The sequence below is a fragment of the Nocardiopsis changdeensis genome (assembly GCF_018316655.1).
Taxonomy (GTDB): domain Bacteria; phylum Actinomycetota; class Actinomycetes; order Streptosporangiales; family Streptosporangiaceae; genus Nocardiopsis; species Nocardiopsis changdeensis.
On sequence record NZ_CP074133.1, the window covers coordinates 5,692,064 to 5,715,446 of the forward strand.

The 23,383-nt window shown below is 73.7% G+C and carries 17 protein-coding genes and 1 rRNA gene; 8 read left to right on the forward strand and 10 right to left on the reverse strand.

Annotated features, from left to right (window positions below; translation table 11 throughout):
* Positions 1 to 67: 67 nt before the first annotated feature.
* Positions 68 to 1,789, forward strand: a complete 1,722-nt coding sequence (sppA, locus tag KGD84_RS25650; protein WP_220562924.1) for a signal peptide peptidase SppA — start codon at positions 68 to 70, stop codon at positions 1,787 to 1,789.
* 251 nt (positions 1,790 to 2,040) lie between these two features.
* A complete protein-coding gene (locus KGD84_RS25655) occupies positions 2,041 to 2,571 on the forward strand; it encodes a flavin reductase family protein (RefSeq protein ID WP_255646809.1) in 531 nt (176 codons plus the stop codon).
* Between the two features lie 174 nt (positions 2,572 to 2,745).
* On the opposite strand, the gene KGD84_RS25660 is transcribed toward KGD84_RS25655, so the two are convergent.
* From KGD84_RS25660 to KGD84_RS25685, 6 genes are all read right to left on the reverse strand, one after another.
* Positions 2,746 to 3,657, reverse strand: a complete 912-nt coding sequence (locus KGD84_RS25660) for an ABC transporter substrate-binding protein (RefSeq protein WP_220562925.1) — start codon at positions 3,655 to 3,657, stop codon at positions 2,746 to 2,748.
* A 47-nt stretch (positions 3,658 to 3,704) separates the two neighbouring features.
* Positions 3,705 to 4,385, reverse strand: a complete 681-nt coding sequence (locus KGD84_RS25665) for an ABC transporter permease (RefSeq protein WP_220562926.1) — start codon at positions 4,383 to 4,385, stop codon at positions 3,705 to 3,707.
* Positions 4,386 to 4,387: 2 nt separating this feature from the next.
* Entirely contained in the window at positions 4,388 to 5,173 is a 786-nt protein-coding gene (locus KGD84_RS25670; RefSeq protein WP_220562927.1) for an ABC transporter permease, read from the reverse strand.
* Entirely contained in the window at positions 5,170 to 6,279 is a 1,110-nt protein-coding gene (locus KGD84_RS25675; RefSeq protein WP_220562928.1) for an ABC transporter ATP-binding protein, read from the reverse strand. The genes KGD84_RS25670 and KGD84_RS25675 overlap by 4 nt, the downstream gene beginning before the upstream one ends.
* Positions 6,280 to 6,492: 213 nt before the next feature.
* Entirely contained in the window at positions 6,493 to 7,164 is a 672-nt protein-coding gene (locus KGD84_RS25680) for an HAD family hydrolase (RefSeq protein WP_255646810.1), read from the reverse strand.
* Positions 7,165 to 7,175: 11 nt separating this feature from the next.
* Complete coding sequence (locus KGD84_RS25685; protein WP_370634591.1) at positions 7,176 to 7,940, reverse strand: NUDIX hydrolase; 765 nt, start codon at positions 7,938 to 7,940, stop codon at positions 7,176 to 7,178.
* 110 nt (positions 7,941 to 8,050) lie between these two features.
* On the opposite strand from KGD84_RS25685, the gene nadA reads away from it, so the two are divergent.
* On the forward strand, positions 8,051 to 9,049 hold the full coding sequence (nadA, locus tag KGD84_RS25690) for a quinolinate synthase NadA (protein WP_220562930.1): 999 nt from the start codon (positions 8,051 to 8,053) through the stop codon (positions 9,047 to 9,049).
* 690 nt (positions 9,050 to 9,739) lie between these two features.
* Positions 9,740 to 10,597, forward strand: coding sequence for a hypothetical protein (locus KGD84_RS25695; RefSeq protein ID WP_260697158.1), 858 nt, complete (start codon positions 9,740 to 9,742; stop codon positions 10,595 to 10,597).
* Between the two features lie 31 nt (positions 10,598 to 10,628).
* On the opposite strand, the gene KGD84_RS25700 is transcribed toward KGD84_RS25695, so the two are convergent.
* Positions 10,629 to 11,243 (reverse strand): TetR family transcriptional regulator, encoded by a 615-nt coding sequence (locus KGD84_RS25700; protein WP_220562932.1) that lies wholly within the window; start codon positions 11,241 to 11,243, stop codon positions 10,629 to 10,631.
* A 382-nt stretch (positions 11,244 to 11,625) separates the two neighbouring features.
* Here KGD84_RS25700 and KGD84_RS25705 point away from each other — a divergent pair, with 382 nt between their 5' ends.
* The 4 genes from KGD84_RS25705 (at position 11,626) to KGD84_RS25720 (ending at position 15,967) form a co-directional block, all read left to right on the forward strand.
* Positions 11,626 to 12,657 carry an MBL fold metallo-hydrolase gene (locus KGD84_RS25705; protein WP_220562933.1) on the forward strand — a complete coding sequence of 344 codons (1,032 nt, stop codon included), beginning with the start codon at positions 11,626 to 11,628 and terminating at the stop codon, positions 12,655 to 12,657.
* Between the two features lie 161 nt (positions 12,658 to 12,818).
* Positions 12,819 to 14,153 carry a glycosyltransferase family 4 protein gene (locus tag KGD84_RS25710; RefSeq protein WP_220562934.1) on the forward strand — a complete coding sequence of 445 codons (1,335 nt, stop codon included), beginning with the start codon at positions 12,819 to 12,821 and terminating at the stop codon, positions 14,151 to 14,153.
* A 33-nt stretch (positions 14,154 to 14,186) separates the two neighbouring features.
* Positions 14,187 to 14,909 carry a class I SAM-dependent methyltransferase gene (locus KGD84_RS25715; RefSeq protein WP_220565315.1) on the forward strand — a complete coding sequence of 241 codons (723 nt, stop codon included), beginning with the start codon at positions 14,187 to 14,189 and terminating at the stop codon, positions 14,907 to 14,909.
* Entirely contained in the window at positions 14,909 to 15,967 is a 1,059-nt protein-coding gene (locus tag KGD84_RS25720; protein ID WP_220562935.1) for a glucosidase family protein, read from the forward strand. The genes KGD84_RS25715 and KGD84_RS25720 overlap by 1 nt, the downstream gene beginning before the upstream one ends.
* 75 nt (positions 15,968 to 16,042) lie before the next feature.
* On the opposite strand, the gene KGD84_RS25725 is transcribed toward KGD84_RS25720, so the two are convergent.
* From KGD84_RS25725 to rrf, 3 genes are all read right to left on the reverse strand, one after another.
* The gene (locus tag KGD84_RS25725) at positions 16,043 to 19,141 is read right to left on the reverse strand and encodes a transglycosylase domain-containing protein (RefSeq protein WP_420910370.1); all 3,099 of its coding nucleotides are present in this window, start codon (positions 19,139 to 19,141) and stop codon (positions 16,043 to 16,045) included.
* Positions 19,142 to 19,461: 320 nt separating this feature from the next.
* Positions 19,462 to 20,094 carry a class I SAM-dependent methyltransferase gene (locus KGD84_RS25730; protein WP_220562936.1) on the reverse strand — a complete coding sequence of 211 codons (633 nt, stop codon included), beginning with the start codon at positions 20,092 to 20,094 and terminating at the stop codon, positions 19,462 to 19,464.
* A gap of 3,170 nt (positions 20,095 to 23,264) precedes the next feature.
* Positions 23,265 to 23,380 (reverse strand): 5S ribosomal RNA (gene rrf / locus KGD84_RS25735).
* Positions 23,381 to 23,383: the final 3 nt, after the last annotated feature.

Below are 23,383 nucleotides of genomic sequence, written 5' to 3' on the forward strand. Positions count from 1 at the left end.
GGCCCCGTCGTCCACAGGCGGCCGCGGGCGCCCCTCCCGGCGGGGCCCCGCCGACTACCCTGGGGCCATGGTGGACCTCGCGAAGATCACGCAACCCTTGTCCCTCGACCGGTTCGGCCCCCGCAGGGACGGACCCCTGGTGCTGGAGCTGGACCTGACCGAGGGGGTCGCCGACGAGGCCCCCGGGGACCCGATCGGCCAGCTCGTCAACCGCCGGCGCCAGCACTACCTGGACGTGGTGGAGGGGATCCGCCGCGGCGCCCGCGACCCGGGGGTGGCCGCGCTGCTGGTGCGGGTGGACGCCCGCTCCCTGGGGTTCGCCAAGGTGCAGGAGCTGCGCGCGTGCGTCGCCGACTTCCGCGCGTCCGGCAAGCCCGCCCTGGCCTGGGCCGACTCCTTCGGCGAGGCGGGCGACGGCAACCTGCCCTACTACCTGGCCTGCGCCTTCTCCGAGATCGTCATGGCGCCCACCGGCGTGCTGGGGCTGACCGGCCTGCGGCTCAAGAGCACCTTCGTCAAGGGCGCCCTGGACAAGGTGGGCCTGGACTACGAGGTCGGCAAGCGGTACGAGTACAAGAACGCGCTCAACGGGGTCACCGAGACCGGGTTCACCGACGCCCACCGGGAGGCGACCGAGCGGATCGTCACCTCGCTGGGCGACCAGCTGGTCGAGGGCGTGGCCGCGGCCCGCCCGCTCTCCGCCGACGAGGTGCGCGCCCTGCTCTCCCAGGGGCCGTTCATGGGCGACGAGGCGGTCGGGCACGGCCTGGTGGACCGCCTGGCCTACCGCGACGAGATCTACGCCGACCTGCTGTCCCGGGTGCGCGGCCAGGACGGCCCCGAGCCGCGGCTCGCCTTCGTCACCCGCTACCACCGCCGCAGCACCCCGGGGCCGCTCCCGCGGGTGGGCGGGGACGCCGACCACATCGCCCTGATCACCGCCACCGGGACGATCAGCCTGGGGCGCACCCGCCGCTCGCCGCTGGGCGGCGGCACGGTGATGGGCTCGGACACGGTGTGCGCGGCGTTCCGGGCCGCCCGCCGGGACCCGCACGTCAAGGCGGTGGTGTTCCGGGTGGACAGCCGGGGCGGGTCGCCCACGGCCTCCGACGCCATCCGCCGCGAGGCGGAGCTGACCCGCGAGGCGGGCATCCCGGTGGTGGTGACGATGGGCGACATCGCCGGGTCGGGCGGCTACTACGTGACGCTGGCCTCGGACGCGATCGTGGCCCAGCCGGGCACGCTGACCGGGTCCATCGGCGTCATCGTCGGCAAGCCGGTGGTGGGGCCGCTGCTGGAGCGGTACGGGATCACCAGCGACACGGTGGCCGTCGGCGAGCACGCCGGGATGTTCGACTCCGACCGGCCGTTCAGCGAGTCGGAGTGGGAGCGGGTCGACAACCTGCTGGACCGGGTGTACGAGGACTTCACCGGCAAGGTCGCCGCGGCGCGGGGCATGAGCCGGGACGAGGTGCACGAGGTGGCCCGGGGCCGGGTGTGGACCGGCCGGGACGCCGCCGAGCGCGGCCTGGTGGACACGCTGGGCGGGCTGGAGACGGCGGTGCGCATCGCCCGGGAGAAGGCGGGCGGCCGCGCGCTGCCGCTGCGCCCCTTCCCGCGCCAGAACCCGCTGGACCGGCTGCGCCCGCACGAGTCCAGCGAGGACCCGGCCGCCGCCCAGCCGCAGAGCTCCCTGAGCGCCTGGGGCCCGCTGCGCCACGTCGCCGCCGCCCTGGGCCTGCCCGAGGCCGGGCCCCTCACCATGCCCGACCCCGGACGTCTGCGGTAGCCGCCGGAGCGCGGCGGCCGCGGCGGCCCCTCGCTCGGCCGGGCCCGGCGGGCGGGGCCGGTGGGCGGGGCCGGTGGGCGGGGCCGCCGGGCGGCGAGCGGACCCGTACGGCGGACGGGGCACGGGGGGCGCCCGGTGCGGGAGGCGGCCCCGTACGGCGGGCGGAGCACGGGAGAGCACCCGGTGCAGCGGGCGGACCCGCACGGCGGACGGGGCACGAGAGGGCAATCCGGTGCGGGATGATCGGGGCGATGGACGTACACGCACGAGCAGGGGGTGACGGGGTGGGCGACCCGGTGGCGACCGGTCCTTACCTGGACGCGATGGGGCTGCTGCCGGTCGGGGTCGCGGTGGTGACCGTCGCCGACGGCCGGGACGACATCGGGGCGACGGTGAGCTCCTTCGGGTCCGTCTCGGCCGACCCCCCGGTGGTCTCGGTGAGCGTGGACTCCGACGGGTACGTGGCCGAGGTGATCGAAGAGGTCGGCGCGTTCGCGGTGAGCGTGCTCGGCGGCGGCCAGACGGCGCTGGCGGGCCGGTTCTCCGCCGAGGGCAGGCCCAGCGCCCGGCGGCTGGTGTCCGGCCTGGACCACCACCGCGGGGAGCACACCCGGGCGATCGTGCTGGACGACGCCCTGGCGGCGTTCGAGTGCCGGGTGCTGGACCACGTCGAGGTGGGCGACCACACCGTGTTCTTCGCCGCCGTGACCGCCCTGCCCGCCGTGCGCGGCACGGGCCCGGCGCTGGTGCGCCGCGCCGGCCGCTACCGCCCGGTCGACTGACCGCGCCGGAGCCCGGCGGCCCCGCGCGGCCCGGACCGTCCGGTCCCGGCCGCGCGGGGCGCCTCCGCGACCCGCCCTGCGCGCCCTCTCCCGCACCGCCGCGGGTCCCCGCCCGGCCCGGCGCGCCGGGCGACCGTCGGGCCGCGGCGGAGCGAAGGCCCGGAGGAGTACCTCCTAGGCCAGGTCCTGGGCGCCCAGCCACTCCTGGGCGACGTCGGCCGCCTCCTCGTTGTCGATGATGATCCGCTCGTTGAGCGCGGTCAGCTCCTCGGTGGTGAGCGCCGCCGACACCGCGTTCAGCACGGCGCGGGCGTCCTCGTCCACCTGCTCGGAGTTGATGAGCGGGGTGACGTTCTGGGCGCCGAACAGGTTCTCCGGGTCCTCCAGGACCACGAAGCCCTGCGCCGCGATCTGCGGGTCGGTGGTGAACAGGTTGGCGGCCTGCACGTCCCCGTCCGTGAGCGCCTGCGGGATCAGCGCCGGGTCCAGTGCCCGGAACTCGCCGAACTCCACACCGTAGGTGTCGGCCAGGCCCGGCACGCCCTGGGGCCGGGTCTCGAACTCCGGCGGGGCGCCCAGGGCCATGTCACCCGCCACCTCGGCCAGGTCGGCGATGCTGGTCAGCCCGTGCTCCTCGGCGGTCTGCGGGGTCACCGTGACGGAGTCCTTGTTCTCCGCCGCGGACGACTCCAGGATCTCCAGCCCCTCCGGCAGCGCCTCGGTGATGGCCGCGTTGGTCTCCTCCGCGGTGCCCACCGGGGCCTGGTCGTCGAGGTAGGCGAGGATGCCGCCGTTGTACTCCGGGAACACCGACAGCCGCCCGGACTCCACCTGCGAGTAGTACACCTCCCGGCTGCCGATGTTGAGCTGGTACTCCACCTCGAAGCCCTCGGCGGCCAGGGCGCGGCCGTAGATCTCGGCGAGCAGCGCGCTCTCGGGGAAGTCGGCCGAGCCGACGACGATGGCGCCGGAGCCGGAGCCCTCCTGGCCCCCTCCCCCGTTCTCCTCCTGGAAGGGGTCGCTGGCGCCGCAGGCGCTCAGCAACAGGACCAGGGGGAGCCCGGCGAGGGCGATCCGTGTCTTCATCTTCGGGAAACCTTCTCTCTCGTCGGCCCGCCGTGTCGGCGGACCCCTCACCGCGCGGTCGCGGCCTGCGCGCGCAGTCCGGGGGCGACCAGCAGGCGGCGCGCCCCGGCGAACAAAAGTGTGGTGACGACGGCCAGCGCCACCACGAGGACGGAACCGCCCAGGATCATGGACAGGTTCTGCTGGGCCTGGCCGTCGAAGATGTAGCGGCCCAGGCCGCCGACGCCCACGTAGGCGGCGATGGTGGCGGTCGCCACGACCTGGACGGCGGCGGTGCGCAGTCCGATCAGGATGAGCGGCAGCGCCACCGGCAGCTCCAGGCGCAGCAGGACCTCGCGGCCGCGCATGCCCATGCCCTGGGCGGCGTCGCGCAGCCCGGGGTCGACCGAGCGCACTCCCTCGTGGGTGTTGACCAGGATCGGCGGCACCGCCAGCGCCACCAGGGCGGCGGTGACCGGGACCAGGCCGATCCCGGCCGCCATGACGACGAGGAACAGCACGCCGATGGTGGGCAGCGCCCGGGCGAAGTTGGCCAGGCTCGCGGTGAGGAACCCGCCCACACCGGTGTGCCCGGTGAGCAGGCCGACGGGTACCGCGATGAGCGCCGACAGCACCAGGGCCAGCAGCGAGTAGTACACGTGCTCGCCGAGCCGGGCGGGGATGCCGGCGGACCCGCTCCACTGGGCGGGATCGCCGAACCAGGCGATGAGGCCGTCGAGGATCTCCACGGTCACCCCTTCCCCGGCAGTGCGACCGCCGTCGATTCGAGGGCCTCGGCTCCCGCGGGGGCCGCCGCGGCCCGGCGGCGGCGCCGGAACCCGGCGCGCGGCCGGTCGCGCCGGGTCCACGGGGTGAGCAGGCGCTGGGCCAGGACGAGCAGGGCGTCGGTGGCGAAGGCCAGCAGCACCACGAGCACGACGCCCACCACGATGGGCGCGTCGAACTGGCGGCGGAACCCGTCGCTGAGGATGAGCCGCCCCAGGCCGCCCAGGCCCACCAGGGAGGCGACGCTGACCATGCTGATGGTGGCCACCGACGCCACCCGCAGCCCGGCGATGATGACCGGCACCGCCACCGGCGTCTCCACCCGGACCAGGCGGCGCAGCGGGCCGAAGCCCATCGCCACGGCCGCCTGGCGGACGTGGTCGGGCACCTGGTTCAGCCCGTCGACCACGTTGGGCAGCAGGATGACCAGCGTGTACAGCGCCAGCGGCACGATCGCCGTCCAGTCGCTGAACCCGGTGTAGGGCAGCAGCAGGAAGAACAGGGCGATGGAGGGCACGGCGTAGAGCACGTTCACGCCGGTCAGCAGCGGCGGGTACAGCACCTTCCAGCGCACGCAGGCCAGGCCCAGCGGGACCGCCAGCACCAGCCCGATGGCGATGGAGGAGTACGCCAGGCGGACGTGCTCCACCAGCCGGGGCCGGATGCCCCGCCCCGGCTCCTCGGGGAAGTACCAGTTGGCCGCCGCCCAGTCCCACACGCCCTGGGCCCAGTCCCAGACCCCGGCGCTCATTCGGTCACCGACCACAGGGCGGCGCCGAGCTCGTCCTGGCTGACCACTCCCAGCACCCGGCCGTCGCCGTCCACTCCGACGGCGCGCCCGGCGGGCGAGAGCACGGCGGCGTCCAGCGCGGCGCGCAGGGAGTCGGTCTCCACCGTGAACGTGTGCCCGTAGGGGACGGTGTCCAGTTCGCCCAGGCGGATGCCGGAGGGGACGTCGGCCAGGGAGCGCTCGGAGATCCACCCCAGGGGCGCCCGGTCGGTGTCGACGACCAGCAGCCAGGGGTGTTCGGCGGCGATGTGGCGTACGTCCTCGACCTTGAGGTCGTCCTCGAAGACGACGTCGTCGCGCAGCGACAGGGTCCGGGCGGGGAAGAACGACAGCCGGCGCACGCCCCGGTCGTGGCCGACGAAGGATTCGACGAAGTCGTCGGCGGGGGTGGTGAGCAGCCGCTCGGGGGTGTCGTACTGGGCGAGTTCGCCGCCGGGGCGGAACACCGCGATGCGGTCGCCCAGGCGCACGGCCTCGTCGATGTCGTGGGTGACGAACACGATGGTCTTGTGCAGCTCCTGCTGGAGCCGCAGCAGCTCGTCCTGGAGCCCGGTGCGCACCACGGGGTCGACGGCGCTGAAGGGCTCGTCCATGAGCAGGACGGGCGGGTCGGCGGCCAGGGCGCGGGCGACGCCGACGCGCTGCTGCTGCCCGCCGGAGAGCTGGTGGGGCCAGCGGCGGCCCATGGCGGGGTCGAGGCCGACCAGCTCCATGAGCTCGGCGGCGCGGGCGCGGGCGGCCCTCCTGGGCGTGCCCACCAGCAGCGGCACGGTCGCGATGTTGTCCAGGACGGTGCGGTGCGGGAACAGCCCGGCCTGCTGGATGACGTACCCGATGCCGCGGCGCAGCAGGGCGGGGTCGCGTTCGCGGATGTCGACGCCGTCGATGCGCACGGTCCCCCGGGTGGGCTCGACCATGCGGTTGATCATCCGCAGGGACGTGGTCTTGCCGCTGCCGGAGGGGCCGACGAAGACCGTCGTCCGGCCGGTCTCGACGGTGAGGTCGAGGTCGGCGACGGCGACGGTGCCGTCGGGGTAGTGCTTGGCGGCGCCCTCGAAGGTGATCATCGGGGTCTCCAGTCCGGGGCGGGGCGGATGGTACGGGTGCGGGCCCTGCGGGAGGGGGGACCCCGGGGGCGGACCGTTCGACGGTACCCGTGTTCGAGTCCGCCAAACGGGAAGGACGCACACCGTGACCGAATCGCCCTATTACACACTTTTCCCGTCGGCGAGAGGGGGATTGGGGAGGAGCGCCGCGGCGGCGGGGGCCGCGGCGGGCCGTCAGGCCCTTTCCAGGGCCCACTCCGCGATCCGGTGCAGGTCGTCGGCGACCAGGTCGGCCCGTGCCGCGTGGGGCGAGGCGGAGTGCCGGTACCCGTAGATCCCCCGGCGCAGCAGGGCCGTCCTCATGCCCGCCCGCAGCGCGGGCAGCACGTCGTTGTCGACCCGGTCGCCCACGTAGAGGATCTCCTCGGCCGAGATCCCGGGCCGGACCAGGGCGGCCAGGTCCAGGACCCGGTCGAAGAACTCCGGCTCCGGCTTCTTCACGCCCCAGGTGTCGGAGATGCCGATCCCGTCCACGCCCAGCCCCATCGCCTCCAGGGCGGGCCCGGCCTCGGGCGGCTGGTTCCCGGCGATGACCAGCGACAGGCCGCCCCGGCGCATGGTCTCGAACGCGGGCCGCACGTCCGGGTACAGGTCCTTCTCCCCGAAGTGCTCGCGCTCGCCGTCCGGGTCCTCGGCCCGCCAGCGCTCGCTCTCGGCCGCCAGGTCGAATCCGGGCACCAGCAGGCGGAACCCGTCGGTGAGGGTGCCGCCGTCGGCCAGGACACCGCCGATGGTGCCGAAGAACGCCATGTGCGGGATCCCGAACCGGTCCGCCCAGCGCTCGAAGATCCGCGTCTCGTCGACCAGTGTTTCCCCGACGTCGAACACCACAGTACGAATAGCCACGTCGGGGAAGTCTACTTGTCCCCCGCACCCTGTCCGGGGGGCCGCAGCACCGCGAAGGCGTCGGTGATCTGCAGGCTCCGCGACCGGAACCGGAACAGCGCCGCGGGCCGGCCGCCCGAGCGGCCCGAGGGCACCGAGCGCCCGGTCTCCTCGATCTGCCCCCGGCGCAGCAGCACCCGGCGCAGGTTGGTGGCGGCCACGTCGTGCCCCAGCGCGGCCCGGTAGTAGCCCGACAGCTCCGACATGGTGAACTCCGGCGGGGCCAGGGCGAACCCCACGTTGGTGTAGCTGAGCTTGGCTCGCAGCCTCTGGCGCCCGGAGCGGACGATGGAGGCGTGGTCGAAGGCCATCGGCGGCAGGTCGCCGGCGGGGTGCCAGCGGGTGTCGGCGGGCACCACGGGGTCGATGCCGGCCGGGACCAGGCCCAGGTAGGCGGTGGCCAGGGTGCGGCGCTCGGGGTGGCGCTCGGGGTCGCTGCGCGTCTCCAGCTGCTCCAGGTGCGCCAGGTCGCGCACGTCGACCTTCTGGGCGAGCTGGCGGCTGATGGAGGCGCCCAGGCTCTCGTCGGCCCGCAGCCTGCCGCCGGGCAGCGCCCACTCCCCCTCGCAGGGCGGCAGCGCGCGGCGCCACAGCAGGACGCACAGCTCTCCGGCGCGGATCTGGAGGACGACGGCGAGCGCCTCGTGCGCCGAGAGGCCCGTGTCCTCGACCACGGCGCCCACCACCTGTCCGTTTGCTTCCGGGCTGTTCACCCTGTCCCTTCCGTTCCCCGACATGTTAAGCTGCGACAGGTTTGTGCCTGACAGACAAAAACCCTGTCTCCCGCACCGACCAGCCACGGCGCGGCGTCCACGCCCGCCCACAGCCTCAAGGAAGTAGTACGGACATGGCACCGGTCACCGCCTCGGCGGACACCATGACCAGGCAGGAATGGGCCGCGGAGGTCCGCCGCCTGGCGCAGGAGCGCGACGCGGTCATCCTCGCGCACAACTACCAGCGCCCGGAAATCCAGGACGTCGCGCACCATACCGGCGACTCCCTGGCCCTGTCCCGCCTGGCCGCCACCGTCGACGCGGGCACCATCGTCTTCTGCGGCGTGCACTTCATGGCCGAGACCGCCAAGATCCTGGCCCCGGAGAAGACGGTCCTGCTGCCCGACCCGGCGGCCGGCTGCTCCCTGGCCGACACCATCACCGCCGAGCAGGTGCGCGAGTGGAAGGCGCAGCACCCGGGCGCGGTCGTCGTCGCGTACGTCAACACCACCGCCGCGGTCAAGGCCGAGACCGACATCTGCTGCACCTCCTCCAACGCCGCCGACGTCATCCGGTCGATCCCCGAGGACCGGGAGATCCTGTTCCTCCCGGACCAGTTCCTGGGCGCCCACGTCAAGCGCGTCACCGGCCGCGACAACATCCACATCTGGATGGGCGAGTGCCACGTCCACGCCGGCATCGACGGGCACACCCTGCGGCAGCGCGTGGAGTCCGAGCCCGACGCCGAGGTCTACGTGCACCCCGAGTGCGGCTGCGCCACCTCCGCCCTGTACCTGGTCGGCAGCGGCGCCGTCCCGCAGGAGCGCGTCAAGGTCCTGTCGACCGGCGGCATGCTCACCGCGGCCGAGAACACCACCGCCAAGAAGGTCCTCATCGCGACCGAGACCGGCATGCTGCACCAGCTGCGCAACGCCAACCCCAGGACCGAGTTCGAGGCGGTCAACTCGCGCGCCGAGTGCCACTACATGAAGATGATCGACGCCGACAAGCTGCTGAACTCGCTGCGCTTCGGCACCACGGAGATCACCGTGGACGCCGGCACCGCGGAGCGGGCCCGCCGCTCCGTCGAGCGCATGATCGCCATCGGCTCGCCCTCGCGCGGAGGCGAGTGAACCGGGCCCCTCACCCCGCGCGAGGCCCCGGAGACCCGGCGTGAGGTAACAGAAACCTCACCTTCACGCCACAGTCCCCGGATTCCCCCGCGCGGTCCGACTCCCCCCACTACCGTCTGCGGTGTGGGGGGAGAATCGTGACCAGAGGCAACGAAAGAGACGAACCGGGTCCGGAGCCGGTCGAGGCGCTCTACGACGCCTTCGCGCCGGTCCTGTACCGGTACGCCTGGTCCCTGCTGGGCGAGGGCCCCGGCACCGCCGACGCCGTGCACGACGGACTGGTCGCCGCGTGCACGCTCACCGAGCGGCCGGCCGACCCGGCCGAGCGCACCCCCTGGCTGTACGCCCTGGTCCGGGCGGCCGCCCGCCGCCGCGGGTTCGTCCACGTGTGCCCCTACGCCCGGCTGGCCACCGTGCCCGCCGAGGAGCCGGTCGCGCGCATGTTCTCCCGCCTCCCGGCCAGCCACCGCGAACTGGTCGAGCTCCACCTGCGCCACGCGCTGCCCGCCTCGGCGATCGCCCGCGTCCTGGGCCTGGACCACGACCTGTGCGCCGAGCTGTCCCGCTCGGCGGTGCGCCGCGCCGCCGACGGTCTGGCCGAGGCCCGCGACCCCCGGCGCGCCGCACGCGCCCGCGAGCGCGTGCCCGCCGACGAGGGGCCGCCCTCGCCGGCCGGCTTGGCGCGCCCGGATGGAGGAGGTCTCCACCGCCCTGGCCCTGCTCCGCCCGCCGGGTCCGCCCCCGGGCCTGCGCGACCGGGTCCTGGAGACCTGCACCGACCCCGGCCTGGAGGGGGAGCGCCGCCGCATCGCCCGGGAGATGCACCCGCTCACCTCCGAGGGCTACCCGCTGCACCGCTCCCGGGCCGCCGAGGACGCCGCCGGCCTCGGCGGCGAGGACGAAGGGGACGGGACCGCCGAGGCGCGGGCGCCGCGCCCCGCCCGCGTCCTGCCGGGCGACCGGCTGAGCACCGCCGACCACCCGGTCCGGGAGGAGCACCGGGCCCCGCTGCCCGGCCCCGGGGGCGCGGACGAGGACCCCGAGGAGACCGCGCCCCGGCGCTCGCGCCGGGCGCTGCCTGTGGTCGCCGGACTGGCCACCGCCGCCCTGGCCATGGCGCTGTGGGGCTGGGCGGGCGCCTCGGAGGAGCCCGCCACCGTCATCGGCACGGGCCCGGACGCCCCCCGGCCCGCCGGCCCGGTGCTCACCGGGGCGGAGACCGCCTCCAGCGCCGCCGACACCCGGCCCGAGGCCGGCCCCACCACTCCGGGGGCACCGGCGTCGGGCGCGCCCGACGCGCCGGAGACCGGGCAGGAGGAGCCGCGGGAGGAGACCGCCCCCGAAGAGCCGCAGGCCCCGCCGGCCGCCCCGGCCGACCCCGGCGACCCGCCCCGGGAGGAGCCCCCCGCGGGGGAGGCCCCGTCGCAGTCGCCCTCGCCCGGCCCCGGAGACGACGACGCCTCCGGCGGGGAACCCGGCGATGACGGGTCCGAGCGCGGAGGCGGTCTGATCAGCGGCCTGCTGGGCCTGCTCCTGGGCGGTGGCTGACGCCCGGGTCCCTGCGGGGCGGAGGTCCGGTCTAGAAGGAGGCGAGGAGGCGCTCGGCGGCGACGTGCAGCCGCCGCTCGACCTCGTCGACGTCGCGGCGGCCCTTGAGGACCTCCACCAGCTCGAAGATCCACACGCTGGTGAGCGACCCGGCCAGCACGTAGTCCACGCCCTCGCGGTCGATGTCGGGGGCGTCCTCGCCGGCGTCCTCGACCGCCAGCGAGCCGGTGGCCACTCGCCAGACCAGGTCGGTGATGCGGACGTCCAGCTCGATCTTGACCTCGGCCATGATGAGCGAGCGCACCAGCGCGTCGGCCAGCTCCGGCTCGCGCATCAGCCCCCGGGTGGCGCGCAGCAGCACGTCCACGGCGCGGCCCGCGGGGGTGTCGGCGGTGGGCGGACGGCGGACGATGCCGCCCTCCAGCAGGTCGAGCTCCTCGGTGACCACGGCCACGACGAGGTCCATCTTGGAGGGGAAGTAGCGGTAGAGGGTGCCCAGGGCGACCCCCGCCCGCTCGGCGACCGAGCGCATCTGCATGGCCTCGACGCCGCCGCGCACGGCCAGGGCCGCCGCGGTCTGCACGATGCGCTTGCGTCGCTGGGTCTGGCTTCGCGACATGGTTCCGATCGGCGCCTGTACCGCCACAGGATCTCTCCCCTTCGTCGTCGGTCGCGCCGACTGCTCGCCGCAGCACCGAGAGGGCTACCAGGTGTGGCCGAAGCCCGTCCGGAGCACCGACCTTATGAGAACACGTTATCCAACCGCTTCCCGTTCGCGCAGCGGTTCCCTCCCATGATTCACGCCTCATTGACCGGCAGGGCAGCGGCCTTACGGAACCGATCCAGGGTTTTTGGGAACGCTGGTACAGGATTTATAGAATATGTTCTATTTCGCTCCGGGACGGGTCGTCCACCCCCGGCGGTCACGCTGGGTGAACCCCCGCCGCCGGACCTCCGCCCGGCCGCGATCGGCGCACGCCCCCCACTCTAGAATCGAATCCGATTCTGTTTCCAGTGAGAGGCCGCCCATGCCCGAGACACCCCCCGTCGAGGACCTCGGAGACGGCGTGTGGAGCCTGCCGGTGCCCATCCCCGGCAACCCCCTCGGCTTCACCTACGTCTACGTCCTGACCGGCTCCGACGGCCCCGTCCTCATCGACACCGGCTGGGACCACGACGACTCCTGGGACGCCCTGGTCAAGGGCCTGGCCCGGATCGGCCACACTGTCGGGGAGGTGCGCGGCGCCGTCCTCACCCACTTCCACCCCGACCACACCGGGCTCACCGGGCGGCTGCGCGAGTCCTCCGACGCCTGGCTGGCCATGCACCCCGCCGACATCACCGTCACCGAGCGCATGCTCGCCCTCGACGGCGACGCCCGCCTGCGCTCGCTGGCCGACCAGATGCGCGCCGCCGGATTCCCCGAGGACGACGTCGACGAACTCCTGGCCGGCCCCCGCTACTCCCCTCCCCCGGTCGTCCCCGACCTCCCCCTGGCCGACGGCGCCCGCGTGGACCTGCCCGGCCGCGACCTGCGCGCCGTGTGGACCCCCGGCCACACCCCCGGCCACCTGTGCCTGCACCTGGCCGACGGCGGACTCCTGTTCACCGGCGACCACGTCCTGCCGCGCATCACCCCGCACGTGGGGCGGTTCCCGCTGACCACCGGCGAGGGCGACCCGCTCGGCGACTTCCTCGCCTCCCAGCGGGCCGTCGGGGGCCTGCCCGGCGCCGACACGCTGGTGTGCCTTCCCTCACACGAGCGCCGTTTCACCGGGCTGGGCGCCCGGACCGCCGAGATCGTCGAGCACCACGAGGACCGCGTCGCCGAGATCCTGGCCCTGCTCCGGGCCGCGGGCCCCGCCACCCTGTGGGAGGCCGCCGCCGGCCTCACCTGGCGCCGGCCCTGGGCCGACATGAGCGTCCGCTCCCGCCACATGGCCGCCGCCGAGACCGCGGCGCACCTGCGCCTGGCCGAGGAGCGCGGGCTGGCCGCCCTCACCGGAACACCCGCCCTGCCCCGCTGGGTCGCCGTCACCGGGCCCGATGCACCGGCATAGGATCCCTACCAACCGGCCCGGGGGCCGACCCGAACACAACTGACGAGTAACATATGGGACGCCCGTACCCGCCACCGGCCCGGCCCGCGCGCGACGCCCGGCGGCGACCACCCCGCCCACCGAGGCGGCCGGGCCCCGCGACCCAACGAAGAGGTGGACTCTTGACCCAGTCGGGCAAAAGCACGGGACCGCACCCCGACCGCCCCCTGCGCGTGGCCCTGCTCTCCTACCGGAGCAAGCAGCACGTGGGCGGCCAGGGCGTGTACGTCCGCCACCTGTCCCGCGAGCTCGCCGCACTGGGCCACGAGGTCACCGTCTTCTCCGGCCAGCCCTACCCCGTCCTGGACGAGGGCGTCACCCTGGAGAAGATCCCCTCCCTCGACCTCTACAACGACGCCGACCCCTTCGTCGCCCCGCCGCTGCGCGAGTGGCGCGACTGGATCGACGCCCTGGAGGTCGCCACCATGTGGACCGCCGGGTTCCCCGAGCCGCTCACCTTCTCCCTGCGCGCCAACCGCGAGCTCCGCCGCCGCCTGGGCGAGTTCGACGTCGTCCACGACAACCAGACCCTGGGCTGGGGCCTGCTCGGCATCAAGTCCGCCGGGATCCCCCTGGTCACCACCATCCACCACCCCATCAGCGTCGACCGCCGCATCGAGATCGACGAGGCGCAGGGGTGGCAGAAGCTCTCCAAGCGCCGCTGGTACGGGTTCGTCAGGATGCAGGCCAGGGTGGCCCGCCGCCTCGACCCCATCCTGGTGCCCTCCCGGTCCTCCGCCGACGACATCACCCGCGAGTTCGGCGTGGCCCCCGAGGCCATGGAGGTCACCCCCCTGGGCGTCGACACCCGCTACTTCCACCCGCGCCCGGAGGTCCGGCGCGTCCCCGGCCGCATCGTGTGCACCGCCAGCGCCGACAGCCCCCTCAAGGGCGTCGCCACCCTGCTGCGCGCCACCGCCGAACTCGCCGCCGAGCGCGACGTCACCCTGACCGTCGTCAGCAGACCCCGCCCCGGCGGGCCCACCGACCGGCTGGTCGACGAACTCGGCCTGCGCGACCGCGTCGAGTTCGTCAGCGGCATCGACGACACCGCGCTGGCCGAACTCATCGCCACCGCGCAGGTCGCCGTCGTCCCGTCCTTCTACGAGGGCTTCTCCCTGCCCGCCGTCGAGGCCATGGCCTGCGCCACCCCGCTCATCGCCAGCCGCGCCGGGGCGCTGCCCGAGGTCGTGGGCACCGACGGCGACGCCGGCCGCCTCATCGCCCCCGGCGACCCCGGCCTGCTGGCCGCCGAGCTCGCCCGCCTCCTCGACGACGACGCCGAGCGCGAACGCATGGGCGCCGCCGCCTGGCGCCGCGTCCAGGAACGCTTCACCTGGCGGGCGGTGGCCGAGCTGACCGCCCGCCGCTACGCGTCCACGATCGCGTCCGCCACCGGCCGACGCCCCGCCGACGGGGACAGCCGCCCCGCCCCCGCCCGGGCCAACGGCGCCTGAGCACCTTTTTCGCAGAACACGAGGGAGCCTCCACTGATCACCGTCGACTTCACCCTGTTCCCCGTCGGTCCGGGCGACCGCGTGCTCGACCTGGGCTGCGGCGGCGGCCGCCACGCCTTCGAGGTCTACCGCCGCGGCGCCGACATCGTCGCCTTCGACCAGAACGTCGAGGACCTGGCCTCCGTCGAGACCATGTTCGCCGCCATGAAGGAGGAGGGCGAGGCCCCCGCCTCCGCCACCGCGGAGACCGTCAAGGGCGACGCCCTCGACATGCCCTTCGACGAGGGCTCCTTCGACCGCGTCATCGCCGCGGAGATCTTCGAGCACATCCCGCACGACACCGCCGCCATGAAGGAGCTGTACCGGGTCCTCAGGCCCGGCGGCATCGCCGCGGTGACCGTGCCCAGCTTCCTGCCCGAGCGCATCTGCTGGGCCCTCTCGGAGGAGTACCACACCAACGAGGGCGGCCACATCCGCATCTACACCCGCGCCGAGCTGGAGGCCAAGCTCAAGGCCACCGGGTTCCTGATCGGCCCGCACCACCACGCGCACGCCCTGCACGCGCCCTACTGGTGGATCAAGTGCGCGGTGGGCACCGACAACAACGACCACCCGCTCGCCAAGGCCTACCACGAGCTGCTCGTCTGGGACATGTTCCAGGCCCCCAAGGTGACCCGGGTGGCCGAGCGCCTGCTCAACCCGGTCATCGGCAAGAGCGTGGTCGTGTACGTGCGCAAGCCGCTCGACGCCGCCTGATGTCCGTCGTCACCGCACCGGACGACCTGACCCTGCGCCTGCCCGGCGTGCTGGACGCCGGGCAGCTGCTGCGCTCCGCCGACTACCTGGCACGCAGCCAGGAGGCCACCGGCGCCCTGCCCTGGTTCCCCGGCGGCCACACCGACGTGTGGGACCACGTCGAGTGCGCCATGGCGCTGACCGTCACCGGCCTGTGGGAGCCCGCGCACGCCGCGGCCGCCCGCCGCGCCTACCGGTGGCTGGCCGGCGCCCGCCACCCCGGCGGCGGCTGGCCCGCCAAGTTCCGCCAGGGCGTCCCCGCGACCGAGCTCCGCGAGGCCAACCACGCCGCCTACCCGGCCGTGGGGGCGTTCCACCACCTGCTCGTCACCGGGGACACGGCCTTCGCCGAGGAGCTGTGGCCCGTCGTCGAGGACGGCCTGGAGTTCGTGCTGGCCCTGCGCGGCGAACGCGGGGAGATCCTGTGGGCGCGCGGGGAGGACGGGTCCCCCGGCGACCACGCCCTGCTCACCGTCTGCGCCAGCGTGCACCACGCGCTGCGCTGCGGCGCCGCCCTGGGCGAGCGGCTGGGCCGCCCCCGCCCGGAGTGGACCAAGGCCGCCGACCGGCTGTCCGACCTCATCAACGACGACGAGGACCTGTTCGCCGACCGCGGCCGGTTCTCGATGGACTGGTTCTACCCGATCCTGGGCGGCGCCGTCCGCGGCGAGGCCGCCCACGCGCGCCTGGCCGAGCGCTGGGACCGGTTCGTGGTCCCGGGCCTGGGCGTGCGCTGCGTCGACGACCAGCCCTGGGTCACCGCCGCCGAGACCTCCGAACTGGTCCTGGCCCTGGCCGCCGTGGGCCGGACCGGGGACGGCGTGCGCATCCTGCGCGAGGTGCAGCACCTGCGCGACGGCGACGACGGCGTCTACTGGACCGGCTACCAGTTCGCCGAGCAGGTGCGCTGGCCGGTGGAGCGCAGCACCTGGACCACCGCCGCCGTGATCCTCGCCGTGGACGCCCTCACCCGGACCACACCGGGGTCGCAGGTGTTCCTGCACACCTGGGACGGGTGAGCCCGGGCGCACACGGCGAAGGGGCCGCGGACGTCGCCGTCCGCGGCCCCTTCGCACTCGCCCCGCCCGGCGGGGTCAGCCGGCCGGGAACTCCCTGACCTCCTCGCGGGCCGGCGGGGTCTCCCCGCCGCCGCCCTCGCCGTCACCCGGCCCGGGGAACTCCGGAACCTCCGGGACCTCCGGCGTGCCCGGGTTCTCCGGGGTCTCCGGGACCTCGGGGACCTCCGGCGTGCCCGGGTCCTGCGGCGTCTCCTCCGGCAGCTCCTCCACCGGCTCCTCCGGAGCCTGGGTGGACGGGTCCGGCGCCCAGTACTGGGTGGACCCGGCGAACGCGGGCGGCGGGAACTCCTTGCGCTCGTACCCCTCCATCGCCCGCTGCATGTAGTCGCGCCAGATCGGCGCCGCCACACCGCCACCGGAGATGTCGTAGCCGGGGATGCCGAACGACTGGTTGTTCTCGTTGTAGACGCCCACGGCCGTGGACAGCTGCGGGGTGTACCCGACGAACCAGGCGGCGACACTGTCCGAGGTGGTACCGGTCTTGCCCGCCACCGGGTGCGTCCAGAAGTTCGCCGAGGTACCGGTACCGCCCTGGACCACCTGCTCCAGCGCGTAGGTGACGTCCGCGGCGGTCGACTCCTTGATCGCCTGCCGGGACTCCACCTCGGGGCGCACCTCCTCGCCGTCGGCGTTGAGGATCGACTTGATCACGTGCGTGTCCACGTGGCGGCCGCCGTTGGCGAAGGTCGCGTACGCGCCCGCCTGGTCCAGCGGCGTCACCGTGGAGACGCCCAGCGCCAGGGTGGGCACCAGCTGGTGGTCCTCGATGCTGCCCTCGCGCAGGCCGATGTCGTACGCGGTGTCGCGCACGTTCTCGTAGCCGACCTCCATGTTCAGCTCGACGAAGCCGAGGTTGTTGGAGACGCGGGTGGCCTGGACCAGGTCCATCGGACCGCCCGGGGCGTTGCCCGCGTTCTGGATCCGCGAGCCCTGGATCTGGCGCGGGCCGCTGCCGTCCACGAAGCTGTTGAGGCTGTAGCCCTCCTCCAGCGCGGTGGCCAGCACGTAGGGCTTGAACGCCGAACCCGACTGGGCGCCGCCCAGCAGCGCGCTGTCGTACTGGTTCTCCAGGTAGTCGTGGCCGCCGTAGAACGCCAGCACCTCACCGGTGGCGTTGTCCACGGTCGCCATGCCGACGTTGACGCCCTCGGGGATGACCTCCTGCGGGATGGCGGCCTCCACCACCTCGTAGGCGGCGTCCATCATGTCCTGGTCGAAGGTGGTGACGACGGTGAAGCCCTGCCGGTTGATCTGGTCCTCGGTGTAGCCCAGCTCCTCCAGCTCGCGCATCGCGGCCTCGTACATGTAGCCGCGGTAGCCGCTCAGGTCGTTGTCGGCCCCGGGCTCGTACTCGATCGGCGCGGGGAACTCCATCCCGTCGGCCTCGGACTGGGTGATGGCGCCCGTGGTCACCATGCCGTCGACGACGTAGCGCCAGCGCTGCTCCATCTCCGGCGTGGTGTTGACGTCCGCCTCACCGAACGGCGTCGGCTGCTGGATGGCGGCGGCCAGGAAGGCGGCCTCCTCCGGAGTCAGCTCATTGGCGTTCTTGTCGTAGTAGGCCTGGGCCGCGGCCTGGATCCCGTAGGCCTGGCGGCCGAAGTAGATGGTGTTGAGGTACTGCTCCATCACCCATTCTTTGGTCTCGCTCTGGTCGACCTTGATGGAGATGATGATCTCCTGGATCTTCCGGGAGACGGTCTGCTCGAAGGACACGCCCTCGTAGTAGTTGCGGACCATCTGCTGGGTGATGGTGGAGCCGCCCTGGACCTGCTGGCCGGTGACCGTGGACCAGACGGCGCGGGTGGTGCCGCGCACGGAGACGCCGGGCTCGGTCCAGAAGCCCCGGTCCTCGGCGGAGATGACGGCCTCGACGACCTGGTCGCCGTTCTCGGTCATCTCCTCGTAGGTGATGGGGTCGCGGTCGGTGCCGCGGTAGGCGAACTCGGTCTCCCCGTCGCCGAAGTAGAAGGTCGACCCCTGCTCCACGGCGTCGGCCTTCGCGGCGTCGGGGACCTCGACGGTGGCGTAGAAGTACGCGAAGGCGCCGCAGGCGATGATGACCATCAGCGCGGAGGCCACCAGGAAGGTGCGCAGGATCCGCCACCAGAGCGGCTTCTTGCGCTTGCCCTTCTTGGCCTTGGCCTTCTTCCCGGGACCGGTGCCGGCGGGACCCGACGGGCTGGACGAACCGCTGGGACCGGTGGGGCCACCGGGACCCCCGGGGCCGCTCGGGCCTCCGGGGCCCTGGGGCGGGCGGCCCGCGCCGGCGGCTCCGACGTAGTTGGACAGCCGCTGCGGCTGCGGCCACATCGCCCCGGCCTCGGCCGCGGACTCCTCCGTGACCTGGGGGTCCGGAACGGGCCCGGCGACGGACTGCGGAGCCTCGGGTGCGCCGGGGGGCGTGGCGGGAGGCGCGGCGGACACGGGAGGCGTCGAGGGCTCGGCCACGGACCCGGCGGGCGGGACCGGCGGGGCGGCGGGAGTCCAGGACGGGGCCTCGGACGCACCGCCCTGCGCGGCTCCGGCGGGCTCGGCGGCGTCGTCGGCCTTCCCGGCCGCGGCGGTGGTGTCGTCGGCAGCGGGCACGGGTTCGGAGCCGGGCGCGGCGGCGCTCGGCTCGGACGCACCGGGCCCGTCGGGCGCGGCCCGGGGGCCGTCGGCCGGCTCGGGAGCCTGCGCCGCGGTGGCAGCGGCCACCGCGGCCGCGCCGTCGGCCTCCTCCGCGGAGGAACGCTCCCCGGATCCGTCGGCGGTCTCCCTCTCCGCCTGCGCGGACGCCGTTTCGGGCTCGTCGGCCGCCGAGTTTCCGGTCACCTCCGGAGCCGCCTCGGCGGCGGGCTCCTCCGCGGTCTCCGCGGTGGTCCTCCCCGGCTCCCGCCCGTCCTCCCCCTCGGAGGACTCGTCGAAGCCCTGCTCCGCGAGGACCTGTGCGACCCGCTCGCGGAAGAAGGTGCCGCTGGTCTTGAAAGTGATGGGCCCGGAGTCGGCCGCCGAGTCGGCGTCCTCGCCACCACCGGTGGTCGGGGCGCGGTCGGCCGTGTCCTCTCCGGCGTCGGGCAGCTCCTCCGCAGAGGTGTCGTTGGTCTCCGGCGCGACGTCCTCATCGTGCACGGGGCGCTGCCCATCCGCCCCGTTCGCGCCGTTTGTGCTCTCGCTCAGCTCCCCGCCCCCATGGCAAATCACGTCCGGCACGGTGCCGTCCTGGTATTTGACGCGCAACCGCCCCGGATCGGTTCAGTCAAGATTTGGACCGAAGTGGTCTTTCGGGGGATAACGCCACCATCGCTCCGCCCCTTCTCGACACGATACCGGGCCGTAACCATGTCAAGGCCGAATCCATAACCGGGTGGTGACTTCTTACCGAAGGCTTACCCGGCGGAGGCGTGTCCCAGGACGGTCGTTGTCCGACCGGTTCGGGGAGGTGGGAGGGCTCAGGCGACCCGTTCCAGGACCCGCATCGAACCGACCGCCGAGACCTCCTTGAACAGACCGGAGTCCAGGGCCCGGAGGTAGATGTTGTACGGGGGGCGCCCGCCGTCCGCCGGGTCGGGGAAGACGTCGTGGATCACCAGCGCGCCGCCGGGGGCGACGTGCCCGCTCCAGCCGGCGTAGTCGGCCTGCGCGGCCTCCTCGCTGTGGCCGCCGTCGATGAACAGCATCCCCAGCGGGGTGCCCCACACCGAGGCCACCTCGGCGGAGCGGCCGACCACGACGATGACCTCGTCGTCCAGCCCGGCCCGGGTGAGGGTCCGGCGCAGGTGCGGGAGCGTGTCGAACTTCCCGGTCTCCCGGTCCACGAGCGTCGCGTCGTGGTACTCCCAGCCCTCTTGGTGCTCCTCCGACCCGCGGTGGTGGTCCACGGTGACCACCTTCACGCCGGTGGCCCGGGCCGCAGCGCCGAGGAAGACGGTGGACTTACCGCAGTAGGTGCCGATCTCCACGACCGGCCCGACAGGGGCGTAACGGAGAGCGGTCTCGTACAGGGCGGTGCCCTCGTCCGTGGGCATGAAGCCCTTGGCGGCCTCGGCGGCGGCGAGCAGGTCGGCGGGGATGGGAATCGTCATGGGTGAATTGTCCCACCGGTGGGGGGCGGGTCCTCCGTTCGGCTCCGCTGATGCGTCTGTTTGTGCTCTTCCAACGCCGTGGTGGGTGACGGGTGGGGCTGTACGGGGCCCAGCTGTGGTCTGAGGGCGGATCATCTCCTTCGACTCCAGGGGCCACCGCCGAGGAGCGTCGTGGGACCTCCGCTCCAGGAGGACCATGGCCACACACCCAGCCCCAGCCCCAGCCCCAAGGACACTCTCATGCCCCTTCAACACTGTGGTGGGTGACGGGCTGGTCTGTCCGGGGCCGAGCCACAACCGGAGGGCGGATCATCTCCTTCGTCCCCAGGGGGTGGGGGTGGGTGTGCCCACCGCCCCAGAGGCCCCATCGGCGGCAGGGACTTCGGTAGGGCGGCACTCGGCCCGGCCCCCAGGGGGTCGTCCGCCCGACTGGGACCCTCAGCCACAGCCGGGGACCGTCGTGGGACCTCCGCTCCAAGAGGACCATGGCCACACGCCCAGCCCCGGGGGCTGCCCACCCACTTGGAACCCCCACCCCCCGCCGGAGGGCGTCGCGGGGCCTCCGCCACAGGGGGTGAAGGCCGCAGGTGGCTTCCCGCCCCGACCCCAGGGGTGCCTCTTTGCCCTTTCAACGTTGTGGTGGGTGGCGGGTGTGTCTGTTGGGGGCCGAGGCACTACCGGAGGGCGGATCGTCTCCTTCGGCGCCGAGGGGTCGGGGTGGGCGTTCCCGCCGCCCGGACACACGGGGGTGAAGGCCGCGCGTACCTGCGGGCCCGTCCCCAGGGGGTTTCCCACCCGGCCGGGGCCTCGGCCACAGCCGGAGGGCATCGCTGGGCCCCCGCCGCAGGGGGTGAAGGCCGCGGGCGACTTCCCGCCCGTCCCCAGGGGGTTTCCCACCCGACCGGGCCCTCGGCCACAGCCGGAGGGTGGACCGCTTCCTGCGCTCCAGGGGGTTTCCCACCCGACCGGTGTGGCCCGCCCCAGCCGTGTCAGGCCAGTGGAGCCCCTGGCCCTAGGGGGTGTTCGCCGAGGTAGTTGTAGGTTTCCAAGAGGCCGGCCGCTTGGGGTGGGCGGTCCGCGCCGGGTGGGCCCGGCCCCGGCCGCAGTCGGTGTCCGGCAGACCGCCAGGCGGGTGCGTTGGGCGCGCGTGGCGGGTGGTGGGGGTGTGTATGCCGGAGCCGGGTGCACGCGGAGCGCGCACACCCGCACCGCCTGGAAAGGTTGTGGGCGCCGGCGGCGGTGCGGGGGCTCCACGCTGTCGCCTACTCCCGCGCGTGACCGCGGTACCGGTCAGTGCCGGGGGTGAAAGCCGCACGTTTCCGCGACCCCGGCCCCAGACCGGGCACAGGACCGCGGCCCTGGCCGCAGGGGGTGAAGGCCACACACACCCACAGCCCCAAGCCCCAGGGGGTGTGGGGAAGAAGAACCGCGCACCTCAGCCCCCAGGGGGTTTCGCCGCACGTACCCGCGACTTCAGCCCCAGACCGGGCACAGGTCCGCGACCTCTACCCCAGGGGGTGTGGGAAGGCGTGATCGCAACCCCCGTCCCAGGGGGTGTGGCCGCACGTACCCGCGACCCCGGCCACAACCCGGAGGAGAAACTGGAAACCTCCGCCCCAGGGGGTGCTGCTGGACGTGTTCGCCAGCCTGTGCCCCAGGGGGTGCTGTCGCACGTACCCACAGCCCCAAGCCACAGGGGGTGCGGGAAGGCGTGATCGCAACCCCCGTCCCAGGGGGTGTGGCCGCACGTACCCGCGACCTTGACCCCGAACCGCGACCTCCACCCCAGAGGGTTGGGGAGGAAGAACCGCGACCCCGACTCCAGGGGGTTTCGCCGCAGGAACCCGCGGCCTCAGTCCCAGGCCGGAAACAGAACCGCGGCCTTGACCCCACCCGGTGAACGCCGCAAACGCCTTAAATGCCTACCCATGCCGTGGGTCAAGGCCGGCTGTCGGGAGCGGGTCTCACCCCCTGACGAAGGCTTCCGGTTGCTCCTTCCCACACCCCCTGGGGCCGGGGTCCCGGTCATGCCTCCCTGAACCCCCTGCGGCGGAGGCCGCGGTACCTCCTCCCCAACCCCCTGGGGCCGGGGCCGCAGTCCTGTGCCCGGTCTGGGGTCGGGGTTCCGGGTACGTGCGGCGAAACCCCCTGGGGCCGGGGTCCCGGTCATGCCTCCCTGAACCCCCTGCGGCGGAGGCCGCGGTGCCTCCTCCCCAACCCCCTGGGGCCGGGGCCGCAGTCCTGTGCCCGGTCTGGGGTCGGGGTTCCGGGTACGTGCGGCGAAACCCCCTGGGTCCTGGGTCCCGGTCATGCCTCCCTGAACCCCCTGCGGTGGAGGCCGCGGTTCTTTCTCCCTAACCCCGCTCTGGCTGATGCCGCGAGCCCCCACGGCTCTCACCCCCTGCGGCCAGGGCCGCGGTCCTGTGCCCGGTCTGGGGCCGGGGTCGCGGAAACGTGCGGCTTTCACCCCCGGCACTGACCGGTACCGCGGTCACGCGCGGGAGTAGGCGACAGCGTGGAGCCCCTTCACCGCCGCCGGCGCCCACAACCTTTCCAGGCGGTGCGGGTGTGCGCGCTCCGGGTGCACCCGGCTCCGGCAGTCACACCCCCACCACCCGCCACGCGCGCCCAACGCACCCGCCTGGTGGTCTGCCGGACACCGACTGCGGCCGGGGCCGGGCCCACCCGGCGCGGACCGCCCACCCCAAGCGGCCTAGCCTCTTGGAAACCTACAACTACCTCGGCGAACACCCCCTATGGCCGGGCACCCCACTGGCCTGACACGGCTATGGCGGAGATCCCGGTCGGGTGAGAAACCCCCTGTGGCGCAGAAGGCGGTTCACCTTCCGGCTGTGGCCAAGGCCTCCAGGACAGGCAGAAACCCCTCGGTGTCCGGGGCAGAGGAAACACCCGCCCCGACCTCTTGCAGCCGAAGGAGACGATGCTCCCTCCGGCAACCCCCGAGACCCCGGACAGACCCACCCCCACCCCACACAGCATTGAAAAGGGAACAAGCAGAAAGACCGCTGCGGCCGCCCCCTGCGACCAAGGCCCCCAGAACACAAAAAAAAAGGGGGCCGCCCCAAGGACGACCCCCCACACACAAAACCCGCACCCCGAAAACAGGGAAAGCCCCCACCCGAAGGCAGGGGCTCTCAACCCGAAGAAAACCGTGGCGGCAACCTACTCTCCCACCCCACCACAGGGCAGTACCATCAGCGCAAGGAGACTTAACGACCGGGTTCGGAAAGTAACCGGGTGTGACCCTCCCACCATAACCACCACGGAA